The sequence below is a fragment of the Treponema paraluiscuniculi Cuniculi A genome (assembly GCF_000217655.1).
GTDB classification, from domain to species: Bacteria; Spirochaetota; Spirochaetia; order Treponematales; family Treponemataceae; genus Treponema; species Treponema pallidum.
On sequence record NC_015714.1, the window covers coordinates 40092 to 54616 of the forward strand.

A 14525-nucleotide genomic window follows, 5' to 3' on the forward strand; every position below is an offset into this window, starting at 1 on the left:
CGTGGATCTCGGCCAGCGTGTGGTGCGGGTAATTCCCCTGGCGTCGCTTCCGGTCCGTGTATACAACGCCGGTGGTCTCCGTGTGGATTTCTTTCCGCGGTTTTTTGGGAAGTCTCCTCAAGGGGTCGGCGTTGGGTTTGCGAGGTTGAAACTTAGCGCCTCGGTCGGGAGCGATGGCTTTCGGTTGACGCGTGCGGTGTGGATCTTTTGGTTGTGTTTCCTTGTTTCAGGCCTGTCTCAGGCTTTTCTGGTTTACTTTTTGAGTGTGATCCGGATCTGGGGGTTCTTTCGGCTTATGGGCGAAGATCTCTTGCCTGGCCGAGGGATTTTTCTTTTCCACGCGTGCGCGTTGGCGAGTACAACGGCGCACGCGGCACAGGCCGCGGTCTCTGTGCGCAAGGTCCGTCTTCCCATGTCTACTGCTCTAAATCCCATGGCGGAGAAAAGTAAACGTTCAGATTCGGTCCATCCACGCTCACTCCCTATTGCAATCCACAGTACATCCCCGCGCAGCGCGGCGCTTCCTAGATCGGTTAGGGTGTTCTTAGTATCAAGTATTAGTTTTTGGTGTGTGCTGTCGCCGAGTATGTGGGTGTGTTGTGAGCAAAAGGTGCGCACCGACTCCGAAACAGTAATGAGGGGAAGTTTCGTGCCTCCTGCCTGTTCTAGGCCGCGTATGAGATACGTGTGCATTTTTTCCATGTGAGCAAGTCCTGAGTCTAGGTAAGATCGCTCCCCTAATTCCGTCCCTACAAGATGGATAGAGGAGATCCCGAGGCTGGACACGTCGCGTAAAATGCGCCTGAGCTGAATGGGACGAGGGAACCCTATGACAAGATGAAGGGGGAAAAGGGCACAATCTTCGTATTCCAGTTTTTCAAAAACGGCTACGAGATACTTTTCTGTGGCTAGGGAGATGCGCGCAGAACCTTTCACTCCATTAATAATCCCTGCTTTGAAGCAGGCTCCCGCACTCAATTTAAGCACACGCCTGATATGGCAAAATCGACTATCCCTGAAAGAAAGTACAGCGCAACCGTGCACTACCTCTTCCTGTTCAAAGAGAACGATATTCATTTGTCATTTCTTGTGTGGGTAAGAAATGATCGATAGCTTTGATAGCAAAGAACGAGCATGGTGCCGAAAAGAAACACAAACATCCAGGTGTCAACATAGAACACTGGCCTGATGACGCGGATACCAATATCAGAAAGAATAGTGCGTCCATGTAGGACAATATCCCAGGAATTCCAGCGCAAGAAACGCCCCAGATATATACCGAATGCACAGAGATACAATTCAAATACTGAAATTATGAATGGCCTTTTAATATGAAAATCACGGGCTAATATGCTTTCAATAAGGTGAAGGCTGACAAACGCGTAGAACAAACCAGTAAAACTATAGGCGAGTAAAATAATAAGGTCATAGTAAAGCAAAAATGACTTACCCTTTCCCAAGTGGATAATATCGGTAAGGATGTACGGAGCGTTGGGGAAAAACAATAGCCAGAGCAGCATAAGGAACAGCTGTACACTGCGGACAGCGAAGCGACGCACGTGCAAGATAGCCGAGATGAGCCAGGGGATGAAGGCAAGAACCAAATTCCACACAAGGAAAGAAAGGAAATTATCCGCCGCCACACAGCGCCTTCCAAAGGAAAGAAGTAGACAAAAAACGGACATGGCACACAGAGTCCCCGTGCCCCGTATGCCAAAAAGCCTCCTTAAGCGAGAGTACATGGCGGTGAGTGTACAGAAAAACGCATAATGTGCAAAGCGGTTGTTATTGCGAGGGTGCCACCTGTTTTGAACAGGCACGATAAATCCTGTTAATGTTGTGTTTCATCCTTTCGTAGTACGAAAGGTTCTCCTCGTTTTTTTCCATAGTGTAGATGGTTTCAACTGAAGCACCAATCTCTTGCGCAAGAACGCGAGCGACTTTTTCACTAGGACCACGTTCACTAAAAATGGTCCGCACTGAGTGTTTTTTGCTAAATTCGACGAGCTCTACGAGTCTCTTGATGGAAGGTTCTTCTGTGTTAAAGACGTCCTTTATACTCTTCTGCTGGAGGTCGAAATCCCTGCACAAGTAACCAAACGCCGCATGCGTGGTCACAAAATATCGATGAGATAAGGCTGCAAACTTGGAGCGGTATTCCTTGTACAGCGCCTCAAGCCGTGCGGCCGCATTACGGGTATTCCTTTTGTAGAAGCGCGTATGCTGCGGATCCGCCTTACACAGTGCCTTTCCGATGGTACGAAGCATCGTTTGAGCGTTACATACGCTGAGCCAAACGTGAGGGTCGTACGCAGACCCGTGCGATGCATGTGCATGTGCATGTGCATGGTGCGCCGTATGCCCACGTGTGTGAGCCTTCAGCGGAACAATGCCCTGCGCAGCTTCTACGCGTATACTGCCGCTATTACGTGCAGCATGGAGTACCGAGTGTATCCAGGGTTCCATGCCAAGACCATTATACACGATGACCTTGGCATCACTAATGAAGGCCATGTGTTTTGCTTTTGGTTCAAAGTCGTGAGAGTCAACCCCATCAGGAACGATGGACACTAAATGAATTTTTTCTCCACCTACCATCTGTGTTAACTCTTTGAGAGCATTAAATGTCACCACAACAGGCAGCTTATCCGTGTGGGTTATGCGAGAAGGTGTTGATAGCGAACACGCCTGTGCAAGAAAAACCACCCCCGCAAGGGCGGCAACTACTGAGCAGCGTTGCATGATGGCTCATTTGAAGGGGCTTCCACCCCAAACGGGCGCATACTCGCACACTCTCTGCAAAATATGCAATTCCTTTTTAGGATGTTGAACGGGAATTTCTTCGAAAACCATGGTAGAGAGACAATTTGCATTGTGCAGCTGTGGTCTCTTTTTTCTCAGAGACAGTAGTGTTGCATTCATAAAAATAGAGTATAACCATGCGCATCATGGCTAGTCCCTTCGCGGTGCTTTTACAAAACGTTAGTTTCAGGTACACCGCAGACGCGCGCTTTATACTGCACGAGGTGGATCTTGCAATACCAAAAGGCGCGTACCTTTCCGTTGTAGGAGAAAATGGTAGTGGGAAAAGCACGCTTGTGAAGCTTGTCCTCAAATTACTTAAGCCGAGCACCGGTACGATCGCTCACTTTGTACAGCGTGTTGGTTCTGTTCCACAGACAAAGATGCACACGCTCTATTTTCCGCTTACGGTATATGAAATGCTTAACTCGTATCGCAGACTTCTGCGCATATCGCACAAGTGGGCTGTCGATGCTGTGCTGGAGGAGGTGGGTATGCGGGGTGCGAAAAAAAAGCTTGTGTATACCCTCTCTGGAGGAGAATTACAGAAGGTGTACATTGCGCGGAGCCTGATCGGAGATCCTGATTTGCTGGTGCTCGATGAGCTGTCAACAGGTATTGATTCTCGAGGACAGAAAGATATTTACGCTCTGCTGAAGGGATTGAACACATCACGTAACGTAACGGTTATATCGGTGGAGCATAATCTTGATGCAGCGATTACAAACTCTACGCAAATTTTTCATCTCAGCGAAGGACATGGCCATTTGTGTAATCCTCAGCAGTACGTCAGTGAGTTTTTGGATATGCAGAAAAAAGATGCGCTTGCCTGTGCGCAGTGTCGGAGTCGGTGATGTTGCAGTACGCATTTATGCGCAACGCTTTTGTTGCTTCTTTTCTCATAGCCTTGTTGTGTCCTCTTGTGGGGATACACTTAGTGCTCCGCCGTTACGCGCTCATGGGAGATGCACTTGCGCACGGTTCACTTGCAGGAGTATCTATTGCCGTTTCGTGCGGCATCCATCCAGGATGGGGATCCTTTTTTTTCACTGCCTTGGTGGGGGTTTTGATAGAGTTTTTGCGCGCCTTTTTCAAAAACCATCATGACCTGATTCTTTCAATAGTACTCTCCCTGAGTGTGGGTATTGCTGTCACGCTGTTGAGCTCTGGGCTTATCCAGGCGGATATAGACAGCTATCTGTTTGGCAGCATACTGGTTGTTTCTACATGCGATTTGTGGATCATGCTCGCACTCAGCGTGTTCTGCGTAGGTACGCTAGCGTTGCGCTACCATCAGCTGCTGTACTTGGCATTTGATGAAGAGACCGCGCGTATCTGTGGCGTCGCAGCAGACGGGATAAACTACGTCGCGTCGGTGGTAATTTCAGCGACTATAGCAGCTTCTATAAAGATTACCGGTATTTTGGTGCTGAGCTCGCTCATGACCGTACCGGTTGCGACAGCGCTACAGCTGCGGGTGGGTTTCCTGCTTACGTTGGTGGCGGCGTTTCTATTTAGTATGCTGGATACGGCGCTGGGTTTGGTCTTCTCGTATTACTTGAACGTGGCCCCAGGGGGATTCACCGCACTGGTCTCGGTGGTGGTACTGATGTTGGTTATCGCGCTCACACAGGTGGGCCGCGCCCGCACGTAACCGGCTGGACGGGGTCCCGCGGAGCCCACAACCCACCCTGAGCTGGCGACTCCAGACTGACCGATTAGCCAGTCAGACTCACACGGGACCAGGGACACCTGGCGTCAGTTACAGCTTGATTTCAGCGGCACAAGGATCCCCACGCAACACCGTGGTGCAGGCGTCAAGCGAATTGAACACCATGTTCTCTATCGCTGTTTCTGTGTAGAAGGCGATATGAGGGGTATAGATGATACGCTCATGTGCGACAAGCCGAGCATAGACCGTATCGGTAATAGGGTTGTTCCCGTTGTCTTTAGGAATATACGGACCCTCAAACTCGTACGCATCCAGTGCAGCACCTGCAATCTTGCCTTTGTCCAAGCCGTCTAAGAGCGCCTGACTGTCGATCACTGCTCCGCGTGCCGTGTTCACCAGGTACACGCCATCTTTCATCTGCGCGATTGTTTTCGCATTGATCAGGTGATGACTGTCCTTTGTCGCAGGCATGTGCAAGCTGATCACGTCGCTAGTGGACAGCAGCTCGTCCATACTCACGTAGGTTAACCATTCCTTTGCGGCATCGTTCGGGTACGGATCAAAACCAACTACCTGAGCACCAACCCCTTTGAAGAGCCTTGCTGCTGCCTGTCCAATCCTGCCCGTTCCCAAGATACCTACGCGTGAGCAGCGGAGCTCCTTCGAGAGAATTGGTTTTTGCCAGCGAAAATCACGCTTCCTTACAAAGGTTTCAATCTCGCGCGCATGTCGCGTCAGCTGCAACGCGGCGGCGAGTGCATATTCCCCGATAGCATTCGGTGAATAGGACGGTACGTTCGTCAGCCGAATGCCGTGCTTTTTCAGCAAAGTTGCATTATACATATCAAAGCCTGCGGTACGTGTGGAAAGGACTTTTAGTTTGCACGCACCCATGTAGTCATACACCTCGTCTTCCATAGCGAGAAACTGCATAACCACGAGCCCTTCATACCCCTTAAGCAACTCCTTGTTCTTTGCGGTCAACGGTTCCTCGTAAGTGTCCACGACTACCCCTGGATGGGACTGCTTCCACTTCTCCACGTAAGGGGCTTCTTCTTCTCGAAGATTAAAGACAACACACCTCATTTCGCACCTCCTTAGTAAGGCAAACAACATTCCTTACCCACGTTCTGCACGTATCTCACGCAGGACCTGGGCGGAAACACATAACATATAGGATATCTACCCTTGTTCGGGGATAAAGAGTTCTCTCCGGTAAAGTTTGAGGCGGTCAACGAGAATAAAGTCGATAAGATACGCAGCAAGGAAGGAAAGAACGAAATACACGAGGAAAAGAATACCCGCGCGCACCATAGGAGTGTACGCCATAAGCCTGTAGGCGTTGACCGGTCCAACAAGTCCAATAAAACCGAAGCCTGCGCTTGCAGGAGTACCCTGCAGATTGAAAAGCCACGCGAGCACGCCGCAAACGAGGCCATTGAGTAGGAGCGGAATATTGAGAATCGGATACCGGATCCAATTTGGCATGAGCATTTTCATCGCTCCTGCGAACACTGCCAACGGAACACCGATCTTGTTGACGCGCATGGTTCCCACAATGAGGGTCATAGCGCAGGAGGAGACGCCGATGTTTGCTGCTCCACTTGCCAGACCGGTGAGCCCCACGGCGATTCCTACCGCGACGGAAGACACAGGGGAGATGATGATGAGCGAGAAAGACATGGACAGCAGGATACTCATGAGTAATGGCTGGAGCGCGATGAACGTGGCGATAACTCTGCCGACGAAAAACGTGATCATTTTTATGTAGGGCAGGGAAAAGGAGCCGACACCCCCTGCGACAACAGCTACGATAAGGGGCAACGCGATGATGGTCAGCGAACCAAGTTTCCCCCGTAGAGCACGGACGAGTATGATTGCAAGTGCAGATATGAGCATAACATTGATGACGTCCCCGATACCGGTGATTAACCAGGCGCCATTTTGAAGCGTGACATTTCCTGAGGCAATAACAGAAACAAAGGCGAGGGTAGCCACTTCGGGCGCGGAGCAGTGAAACTGAAGTCCAACAAGGGTACCGATGAGAGCCGGTACACTGAACTGTATGGGCAGCACCACGTGGTAGAGCGCGGCGAACAGCGGCGAAAGCGGAGCAAGCGCCCTGAACAATTCCCCCGCGATAGCGGCGGGGACAAGACCGATGACGATCCCGGCAGAAGACCCGTTGAGTATTTTCATCATGAACTGCCTGGGGCTGAGGCTTTGCGTGTGCATGAGACGCTCCTTATGGAGAGACTTAAAATGGCGCGGACCGCAGCCAGTGTGAGGCAAGAGAATAAACCGCGTCAACAGTTTCATTTTGTTTTGGATGAAAAAGCGTTGCAGTCCCCACTGCGGGAGAACCCTTCCAAAAACGTGCGCACTATTCCTGATGCGGGCGATGAAAATTCCTCATTTGGGCATGCCCGTGTGATTGCGTGAACAGCAAGTGCAGTCCATAGATCATTTTGGACGTGTCGCGTACAGTCCGCGGCATGAAATATCGTGCCATTACGTACTCGTATGTTTTTGCTTTTGCCCTTTCTGCTGCGGTTTCACACACTGCACTCCCGGCGCCTCCTTCGGCAAAAAACGGAGTGCTCGATCTCCGTCAGTGGGATTTTTCCTCTGGTGATGCACTGCTTTCTCTCTCGGGAACGTGGGGGTTTCACTGGAACGAGTTACTTACTCACTCAGCTGAGCAGCCTGCTGCGTTTATGACCGTTCCCTCCCTGTGGACCAAACCGCGGGGCGCGGTTCAGATACCCGCTATTCAGGCGTATCCTCACTACGGATGTGCCACCTATACGCTGAAAATCTTGCTTCCCCCTCGCGCTCCGTCGCTTGCGCTGTCCTGCGATACGCTTAACTACGCAGCAAGAATCTACGCAAACGGGCATCTCTTAACAGAACTTGGTACCGTTGCGCGTAACCGAGCAGATGCCATCCCCTACGTCCACCCTGCCGAAGTGTGGTTGCCAACGCACGAACCTGAAATTGACGTGTGCATCCAGGTAAGCAATTACCACAGTCTAAGACCGGGCATTGTCGGTGAAGTTCACTTGGGGTCTGTTTCGCGCGTTCGTACGCGCGTGCTGCGCAAGGACGTGCTTGAGGCGATGACAATTGGTTTTGCGTTTACGATATTCGCGTATTACCTGGCAATGTTTTGTTTCCGGCGATTGTCCTCCTGCAGCAGAAAGTCTTATGCGGAGAATGAGCGGGCAGATACTGCAGGGGTGTTGGGAGTGAGCGAAAAGAGCCTGTATGTGTGCTCGCTTTTTTCGTTGCTGATTGTGGTTCGCTTGCTGCTGACGGGGAATGCGTTGCTACCACGCTTGATCACGATTGGGTGGGACCCGATGGTGCGGTTAGAATACCTGACCCTGGCGTTCTCGGGGGTGTCCTGTTTGTACTATCTTTCTACGTTGTACCCTGGGCTTGTGAATCAGAGTTTTGTGGTGGCGTTTGGTGCAGAGGGGCTTGCGTACGCGGTGATTATCCTTTTGCTTCCCCCTGCCTCTTTTGCCCGATTACTTCCCTTACAGCAACTGTTCGTATTGCTTTTGCTGGGTATTGTGCTCTGGGTGATGTGCAAAGTCTTGTACCGCAGAAAGCGTGGCGCGGTGCCTTTGAGTATGGGGGTGCTGGTGTTAGGCGTCACAGCGCTGCACGATGTGCTCCTGGCTGTAGGGGTACTGTCAGGAGCTCCCCTGTTGATTTTTGGGTTTGTTGGATTTTTGGTTACGCAAACTGCGCTCATCGAGTGGCAGGTTGTTTTGGATGGGCGGACTGCGCAGCGGCTTTCTCAGGACTTATCTTCCTCGTCGCAGCGTTTGGAGCGGTTGTTTGGTGAAGTTCGTCGCACCGCGCAGGAGTTTTCGCACAATGAACAGAATCTGACCGAGACCATGGATCGTGCAGAGCAGGTAGTGCAAGACTTGACGCGCTACACGGGTGCTGTACGCGAAGAATTAGCGGTGCAGGGGGAAGGGTTTTCTCAAACGCGTGTGGTGAATGAAGAGCTTGGTTCCTCCTTGCGAGAGTTGGATGAACAAATGGAAGCACAAGGGGAACGTGCACGAGAAGCGCTTGAGGCAGTTGAGCGTCTCGGGAGTACGGTGCACAACTTGCGGGGTAAGTTTTCTGCAGTGCACGCAGATTTTGAGGCAATTACCACGGCAAGTAAAACCGGCAAGGAATGCGTTGGCCGCATGATGGAGGTGATCGAAGAAATTACGAGTCGGTCGCGTGGTTTGGCGGTGACGAATGCGCTGGTGGTAGATATTTCAGGACGGACGAATTTACTTGCAATGAACGCAGCGATTGAGGCTGCACATGCAGGTGACGCAGGACGCGGTTTTGCGGTGGTAGCGGGGGAAATCCGCTCCCTGGCAGCGCGAACAGCAGCTGAGTCTGGTGCAACGGGAAAAATGTTAAAGGAAATAGAGGCAGTGATTGGAGAATCAGGGCACGCGTCGGCAGGAGTTGCCCAGAGTTTTACAGACATTAGAGGAAAGGTGGACGGTTTCAGCACCATCCTTGCGGATATTTCCGGTGCCGTTCAGGTGGTGGGAGAAGAAAATGAGCGTACCGTTGAGCGTATGCGCACGGTGACAGGGCAGTTATGTACGGCGCGTGAGCAGGGGAAAGTGATAGCAGAGGTATGCACGCGAGGTGCAGCTCGTGCTGAGCGGTTGACACGAGATGCGCAAAAGGTGTGCGCAGAGGTCGAGACGATGATCGGTAACGTGGAAGTGCTCACGGAAGTGGTTGCACGAACGCGGGCAGTTGAGTTGCATACGCGGGAGGTAATCACCCGCCCTGAGTGGGCTCTTGGACAGCAATATACCAACGGACGAACCTCAGTCGGAATACAGGCACGGGGGGGGGTAGGAGGAGCCTACAGGTAGCGTGAACCGCATGCTGTCTCTGAGCGTGCAGTCTCAGCGAGCGCCGGCCTCCCCCTCCCCCTATGGACTGAAGATTGACAAAAGGGTTTCGCCTGACTATGCTCGGGCGGGGGTGCGCTCATGAGTCAGGAGATCGGTATCAAGCTCGCGGACGGGTCTTTTTTCCCTCTCTTTGCTGCAGAGGGTGTGCAGCGCACAACGCTCGAGCTCGTTACCGCGAATGACCAACAGTCTCGTGCTCTTTTGAGCTTTTTTAAACGGGTTTCTCCTGGCGATGGAGAGGCGTCGGTCGCCTCTGCAGAACTTGAGCCTATGGGTGCGCTTTCGATAGACGCGTTGTCCGTTGCTGCGGCGGGGGGAGCTACTATTCGCCTCGAGGTTGAGTGTGATGGGAGTCGGTGCCGTGCGCGTGCGACGGATGTAGGTTCTGGTGCTTTTCAGGAAACCTCTTTCTCCGTGTTGGAGAGATCCTCAGGAGACGTGACACCGGATGAGCAGCCTGCTGCTCAGATCGAGCATGTCAGTTCCTTCCCTGAAGACGAGGGAGGGGACGGTTCTACCCTCACGAGGAGACGACGGATTTTGTTGGCGGTGTGCGCATTTCTCATTCTGCTCGGTGGTGTCTTGGTGGGTTGGGTTCTGTACATGCACGGCGCCTCTCGTCCTGCGGTCGTGCCGTCACAAAAAGTTGAACTGCCCAGGTCTTCTACGCATGTTGCAGCGCGTGAGCTCGAGCGTACTGCGGTTGAGGCACGTGTCGTCGATCTCCCATCTGAGACTGCTCTTCCAGAAACCCACAAGGAAAAGGACGTCCCCCCTGCGTCTCCCGGGGCTGAAACGGCTACGAGTGCAGCGGCAGAACCTGTAGAGGAGTCTGAGTCTGGATCCGTCAAGGTTGTGCGTTACACGGTCAAACGGGGGGATACGCTCTGGGATTTGGCGCGGAGTTATTACAAGACTCCGTGGCGCTACATGAGAATTGCTGAGTTTAACCGACTGAAAAACCCTGATCATATCGTTGCAGGAACCTCAATTGAAATTCCGTCACGGTAAGCATCTCGTGTGGGGAGGTGGCTTTTTCTCTCTCTTACGGGAGGGCAGGTTGTGCCTGCGCGTGTGGTGCGTGGTGTGTGTCCTTGTCTCGTGGGAGGGCACTGTGTGCGCGCGCGGCGCTAGGGAGGTTGATATCCCTCAGTTTTTGAGAGACAAAAACTACACTCCGTTTCTAAAGCCAACAGATGAGTTTCTCGAGCAGGTCGCCGCGCGGGAAGGTGCAAGTTACTTCATTGGGTTACACCTCAAGCGGGCCAAGTTTTCCGAAGAGGCTCACGAGTACTTCGTACGTGGCGCAGCGCAGGCCGCACCGTACCGCCAGTTATGTGCGCATGAGGCACACAATACAGGGAGTCCACTACAGCGTCTCGCCTTTATTGAAAAACAGCTGCATGTCCTTAATGAAGGCAGCGATGCGCGAACCAAAACGCAGCAACAGACACTTCGCCTTTTGCGTTCAAGGGTGCTCTTTGAACTCGAACGCTACTACAGTCTGAGAACGGTTGTTGAGTCTTGGTACAACGATAGGGCACTTGCGCCCCATACGAGTGCACAATTTGCTGCGCTTATTGCGGCACTGCCGGATCTGCCGCGTATCTTTAAGGAAGTACATGGTGCTCGTGTGGACGTCTTTCACAGGAATTACAAACGGGGGTGGGAGAGAGTGCGATTGTTGTTGCGCTCTTCTGCGTGGCACACGCGGTACGCTACAAATTCGGTTCTCTCCGATTTTGGGAAAGCAGCGCTTTACGGTAGTGAAAACAGTGTTAAAGCCGCGCAGGTTTTTCTTGACCATCTTGCACACCTGTCGCGCTCAACGTTGTCCAATGCGGAATTAGAGGCACGACTGCGTTTTTATTGCTATTTTTATGCGGCGCGTCTTTACTCGCGGTCCGCTTCTCACAAGAAGCAAGCGCTTCCCCTTTTCAAAAAGGCAGAGAAAGTGGCCACAAGGCGGCAAGATGCTGATAATGCCCTGTGGTATTACTTGGACGTACTGCGTGCATTGGACTTTGATTCTTTCTTTAAGATGCTTGTTGAAAGTGCACCACGTTGGCGTTCGGATTCTTGGTTTTCTGACCTTGTCGATTATGCAATTGTCCAGCTGACTACGCAGCAAGATTGGGGGCGTCTGGCTACACTGCAAGAGGTGCTGACGCATAGGGCATTACCCGAGCGCTCCGCGCGCGTTACGTATGTCCTTGCGCGTTCAGGTACGCTTTCAGAAGAGAGTGCGCGCCGCGCTTACCGTACCATCTTCGAAACTGCGCATTCTTCCCTTTACTATCGTGTTCTTGCTGCATGTGCATTGGGCATTCCTCTGGAAGAGGCTTTGTATAAGGTGCGGAGTAAGAGAACACCGCATCCTTTTCTTACCCCCGATGAGTCGCGTGCTATTCTCCAAGGTTATGTCGACTATCACTTGGACGATATGTTCTACCAAGCTATGGTACAGTTCTATCCTGACATTCCTCTCCACCTTGCAGAGCATTTTGCGGACGCACACATACAAAGATCACGATGGTCCGATGCCGTGCGCATTCAGTCGTACGCAATACGCTCTCACGGTGCGCGCTATTCTGTAGAACACTTGAAGATTGCGTACCCGCGTCCGTGGCTTGACGTCATACAAGGCTATGCAGGGAAGTATCATATTGAGGAGTATCTGCTGTTTGCGCTCATCCGGAGTGAAAGTCTGTTTCAGCCGCAGGTTATCTCTCGGGCGGGCGCTGTAGGTCTTGCTCAATTGATGAGGCCAACCGCTTCAGATATCGCTCGTAAGCTCAATATCGACACCTATGACTTAACTGACCCGGATATCAATGTTAGATTCGGCAGTCTGTTCTTTTCAGATCTCATTCGTCGCTTTGATGGCTCCGTGTTCTGTGCCCTGTTCTCCTACAATGCGGGACCGTCGCGCGTCCGCAAATGGAAAAAACAGAGGGGAAGCCTGCCCGATGATCTGTTCCTCGAAACCCTGCCTCTTGCAGAACCTCGGGAGTACGGGAGGAAGATCCTATCCGCAGCGGTGATGTACGGGTACCTTTATTATCAGAAACAGGCTTCAGATGTTGTGTGTGCGTTGCTTCCTGAATTCTGTCGTGCTTCCTGATTGAAGCCTTTTGCACCTTTCTTCTATAATCCGCTGCCCATGGGTTTCAGATTTTCTGACTATGACGTTATCGTCGTCGGTGGTGGACACGCAGGTGCCGAAGCGGCGCTGGCCGCTGCCCGTATGGGGGAGCACACGTTACTCATCACTCAGACAATCGATAGTATCGGCAGGCTCTCATGTAATCCTTCCATTGGAGGGATTTCCAAGGGGAATATTGTAAGAGAAATCGATGCACTCGGCGGAGAGATGGGAAAGTTTGCGGATGCATGCATGATTCAGTATCGACTGCTCAACAAAAGCCGGGGCCCTGCAGTGCAGGCGCCGCGTATCCAAGCAGATAAGTTTTTGTATGCCCAGAAGGTGAAGCATACGTTGGAATGTACGCAGCATCTTCACCTGTATCAGGACACAGTGGTAGACGTTGTGTGTTCCAATACCACTGATGCAGGATATGTAGCGTATGGGGCAGCGCATGCGGTAGTTACCGCACGCGGCAGACACATCTCTGCACGCGCGGTGGTACTGACTACGGGGACCTTTATGGAAGGGCGTGTGTATATTGGGGAATATGAGGCACCTGAAGGCCGATTAGGGGAACATGCTGCTGAAGGGCTGGGAGCTGCGCTGAGAAAAAAAGGGTTTCAGATGGGACGGCTGAAGACGGGTACGCCCGCGCGCGTACTACGAAAATCTGTAGATCTTTCGGTAATGGAAAAGCAAGAAGCCGACGCTATCATGCGTCCTTTTTCCTTTGCTCACGTGGAAATCAATCGTCCACATGCGGATTGTTATATTAATTACACCAATGAGAGAACGCATCAGCTCATCCGTGAGAATTTTCATCGTTCTCCATTCTTTTCTGGCAGAATAAAGGCGGTAGGGACACGATATTGTCCGTCTATCGAAGATAAAGTGAGGAAGTTCCCCGACAGGATACGTCACCAGCTGTACATAGAACCGGAAGGATTAGGTACGGAAGAGTTATATATAAACGGGCTTTCATCCTGTTTGCCAGAGGATATACAGGACGAAATGATCCGCACTATCCCTGGTATGGAACGCGCGGTTATTACGCGTCCTGCGTACGCGGTGGATTATGCGGTGCTATTCCCTGTACAACTTGGTATTGATTTGCAAACAAAAAGGGTGAGCGGGCTCTTTTCTGCAGGTCAGATTAACGGAACATCCGGCTATGAAGAAGCTGGAGGTCAGGGTATTATCGCTGGGATTAACGCTGCGCTGTACGCGCGCAGTACTAAAACCAAAGAGGAGTATCATCCATTTGTTCTGAAACGCGACGAAGCATATATTGGCGTCATGATAGATGATCTTGTAACACAAGGAATAGACGAACCCTATCGGATGTTTACCGCGCGTGCGGAGTATCGTTTGAAACTCCGTCACGATACTGCGGATGAACGCCTTACAGAAAAGGCTTACGCCATTGGGCTGCAGAAGAAATCTGCTGTAGAAACGTTGCAAAAAAAGATGCGTACGAAGCACGAGATCTTGCATCTGCTTCAGACCAACAAAGTTAGTCTTACCCATGCAAACGCATATGTTCAGCTGAAGCCGCATATAGGTAAATCGTTTGCAGCTACACTACGTGATCCGGTAATACCTCTTGGGCTTATCGCTTCGCTGAACGAGCAGATAGCGCGGTTCCCTTTGGAAGTGTTCCAGTCGGTTGGGGTGGAGATACGCTACGAACACTACGTCGCTGCACAGGATCAAAGAATTGCACAAGTGGAGAAAATGGAAGGAATAAAGATTCCAGCGCATTTCGATTACGCGCGTATATCAGGTCTCTCTGTAGAATCCCGTACACGATTGGAACACGTTCGCCCGGACACTATCGGGCAGGTTGGGAGAATGCGCGGAATCAGACCCTCTGACGTAATGCTGTTGCTCGCCCACTTAAAGCGGTAGCAGCTACCGCAGAGATAGAAGAACCGCCTTGTTAGGCAGG

General features: G+C 51.7%; 11 protein-coding genes and 2 pseudogenes. 8 read left to right on the top strand and 5 right to left on the bottom strand.

Annotation, left to right across the window (positions count from 1 at the left end; all coding sequences use genetic code 11):
- Position 1: 1 nt before the first annotated feature.
- Positions 2 to 277 (top strand): annotated as a pseudogene (locus tag TPCCA_RS05165) (hypothetical protein); the annotation flags it as partial.
- On the opposite strand, the gene TPCCA_RS00160 reads toward TPCCA_RS05165, so the two are convergent.
- Genes TPCCA_RS00160 through TPCCA_RS00170 form a run of 3 tightly spaced genes read right to left on the bottom strand, consistent with a single transcriptional unit; the run spans position 253 to position 2742 of the window.
- Complete coding sequence (locus tag TPCCA_RS00160) at positions 253 to 1077, bottom strand: 16S rRNA (uracil(1498)-N(3))-methyltransferase (RefSeq protein WP_013944748.1); 825 nt, start codon at positions 1075 to 1077, stop codon at positions 253 to 255. The pseudogene TPCCA_RS05165 and the gene TPCCA_RS00160 sit on opposite strands and share 25 nt — an antisense overlap.
- Positions 1074 to 1742: a DUF1361 domain-containing protein gene (locus TPCCA_RS00165; RefSeq protein WP_013944749.1), complete on the bottom strand. Its 669-nt coding sequence runs from the start codon at positions 1740 to 1742 to the stop codon at positions 1074 to 1076. The genes TPCCA_RS00160 and TPCCA_RS00165 overlap by 4 nt, the downstream gene beginning before the upstream one ends.
- 43 nt (positions 1743 to 1785) lie before the next feature.
- Positions 1786 to 2742, bottom strand: coding sequence for a metal ABC transporter substrate-binding protein (locus TPCCA_RS00170; RefSeq protein WP_013944750.1), 957 nt, complete (start codon positions 2740 to 2742; stop codon positions 1786 to 1788).
- A 197-nt stretch (positions 2743 to 2939) separates the two neighbouring features.
- Between TPCCA_RS00170 and TPCCA_RS00175 the strand changes: the two genes are divergently transcribed.
- Together TPCCA_RS00175 and TPCCA_RS00180 are read left to right on the top strand one after the other, a co-directional pair.
- Complete coding sequence (locus TPCCA_RS00175; protein WP_013944752.1) at positions 2940 to 3656, top strand: metal ABC transporter ATP-binding protein; 717 nt, start codon at positions 2940 to 2942, stop codon at positions 3654 to 3656.
- The gene (locus TPCCA_RS00180) at positions 3656 to 4456 is read left to right on the top strand and encodes a metal ABC transporter permease (RefSeq protein ID WP_013944753.1); all 801 of its coding nucleotides are present in this window, start codon (positions 3656 to 3658) and stop codon (positions 4454 to 4456) included. The genes TPCCA_RS00175 and TPCCA_RS00180 overlap by 1 nt, the downstream gene beginning before the upstream one ends.
- A 108-nt stretch (positions 4457 to 4564) precedes the next feature.
- Here the strand turns inward: TPCCA_RS00180 and TPCCA_RS00185 are convergent, their stop codons facing one another.
- Both TPCCA_RS00185 and TPCCA_RS00190 read right to left on the bottom strand, forming a co-directional pair.
- A complete protein-coding gene (locus tag TPCCA_RS00185) occupies positions 4565 to 5560 on the bottom strand; it encodes a d-lactate dehydrogenase (protein WP_013944754.1) in 996 nt (331 codons plus the stop codon).
- Positions 5561 to 5656: 96 nt separating this feature from the next.
- Entirely contained in the window at positions 5657 to 6676 is a 1020-nt protein-coding gene (locus TPCCA_RS00190) for a PTS sugar transporter subunit IIC (RefSeq protein WP_245522136.1), read from the bottom strand.
- A gap of 45 nt (positions 6677 to 6721) precedes the next feature.
- On the opposite strand from TPCCA_RS00190, the gene TPCCA_RS00195 reads away from it, so the two are divergent.
- From TPCCA_RS00195 to mnmG, 5 genes and pseudogenes are all read left to right on the top strand, one after another.
- Complete coding sequence (locus TPCCA_RS00195; RefSeq protein WP_193386069.1) at positions 6722 to 6916, top strand: hypothetical protein; 195 nt, start codon at positions 6722 to 6724, stop codon at positions 6914 to 6916.
- A 26-nt stretch (positions 6917 to 6942) separates the two neighbouring features.
- Positions 6943 to 9387: pseudogene (locus TPCCA_RS00200) on the top strand (methyl-accepting chemotaxis protein).
- 120 nt (positions 9388 to 9507) lie between these two features.
- Positions 9508 to 10440, top strand: coding sequence for a LysM peptidoglycan-binding domain-containing protein (locus tag TPCCA_RS00205; protein WP_013944758.1), 933 nt, complete (start codon positions 9508 to 9510; stop codon positions 10438 to 10440).
- A 7-nt stretch (positions 10441 to 10447) separates the two neighbouring features.
- The gene (locus TPCCA_RS00210; protein WP_407058154.1) at positions 10448 to 12553 is read left to right on the top strand and encodes a flagellar assembly lytic transglycosylase; all 2106 of its coding nucleotides are present in this window, start codon (positions 10448 to 10450) and stop codon (positions 12551 to 12553) included.
- Between the two features lie 39 nt (positions 12554 to 12592).
- Positions 12593 to 14485 carry a tRNA uridine-5-carboxymethylaminomethyl(34) synthesis enzyme MnmG gene (gene mnmG, locus TPCCA_RS00215; protein ID WP_013944760.1) on the top strand — a complete coding sequence of 631 codons (1893 nt, stop codon included), beginning with the start codon at positions 12593 to 12595 and terminating at the stop codon, positions 14483 to 14485.
- The last annotated feature ends 40 nt before the right edge of the window (positions 14486 to 14525 follow it).

Bases quoted from the DNA above. Each gene is read 5' to 3' on its own strand.
- TPCCA_RS00175 (WP_013944752.1), top strand. From the start codon at position 2,940: ATGCGCATCATGGCTAGTCCCTTCGCGGTGCTTTTACAAAACGTTAGT.
- TPCCA_RS00180 (WP_013944753.1), top strand. From the start codon at position 3,656: ATGTTGCAGTACGCATTTATGCGCAACGCTTTTGTTGCTTCTTTTCTC.
- TPCCA_RS00195 (WP_193386069.1), top strand. From the start codon at position 6,722: ATGGAGAGACTTAAAATGGCGCGGACCGCAGCCAGTGTGAGGCAAGAG.
- TPCCA_RS00170 (WP_013944750.1), bottom strand. From the start codon at position 2,742: ATGCAACGCTGCTCAGTAGTTGCCGCCCTTGCGGGGGTGGTTTTTCTT.
- TPCCA_RS00185 (WP_013944754.1), bottom strand. From the start codon at position 5,560: ATGAGGTGTGTTGTCTTTAATCTTCGAGAAGAAGAAGCCCCTTACGTG.
- TPCCA_RS00205 (WP_013944758.1), top strand. From the start codon at position 9,508: ATGAGTCAGGAGATCGGTATCAAGCTCGCGGACGGGTCTTTTTTCCCT.
- mnmG (WP_013944760.1), top strand. From the start codon at position 12,593: ATGGGTTTCAGATTTTCTGACTATGACGTTATCGTCGTCGGTGGTGGA.
- TPCCA_RS00165 (WP_013944749.1), bottom strand. From the start codon at position 1,742: ATGTACTCTCGCTTAAGGAGGCTTTTTGGCATACGGGGCACGGGGACT.
- TPCCA_RS00160 (WP_013944748.1), bottom strand. From the start codon at position 1,077: ATGAATATCGTTCTCTTTGAACAGGAAGAGGTAGTGCACGGTTGCGCT.
- TPCCA_RS00190 (WP_245522136.1), bottom strand. From the start codon at position 6,676: ATGATGAAAATACTCAACGGGTCTTCTGCCGGGATCGTCATCGGTCTT.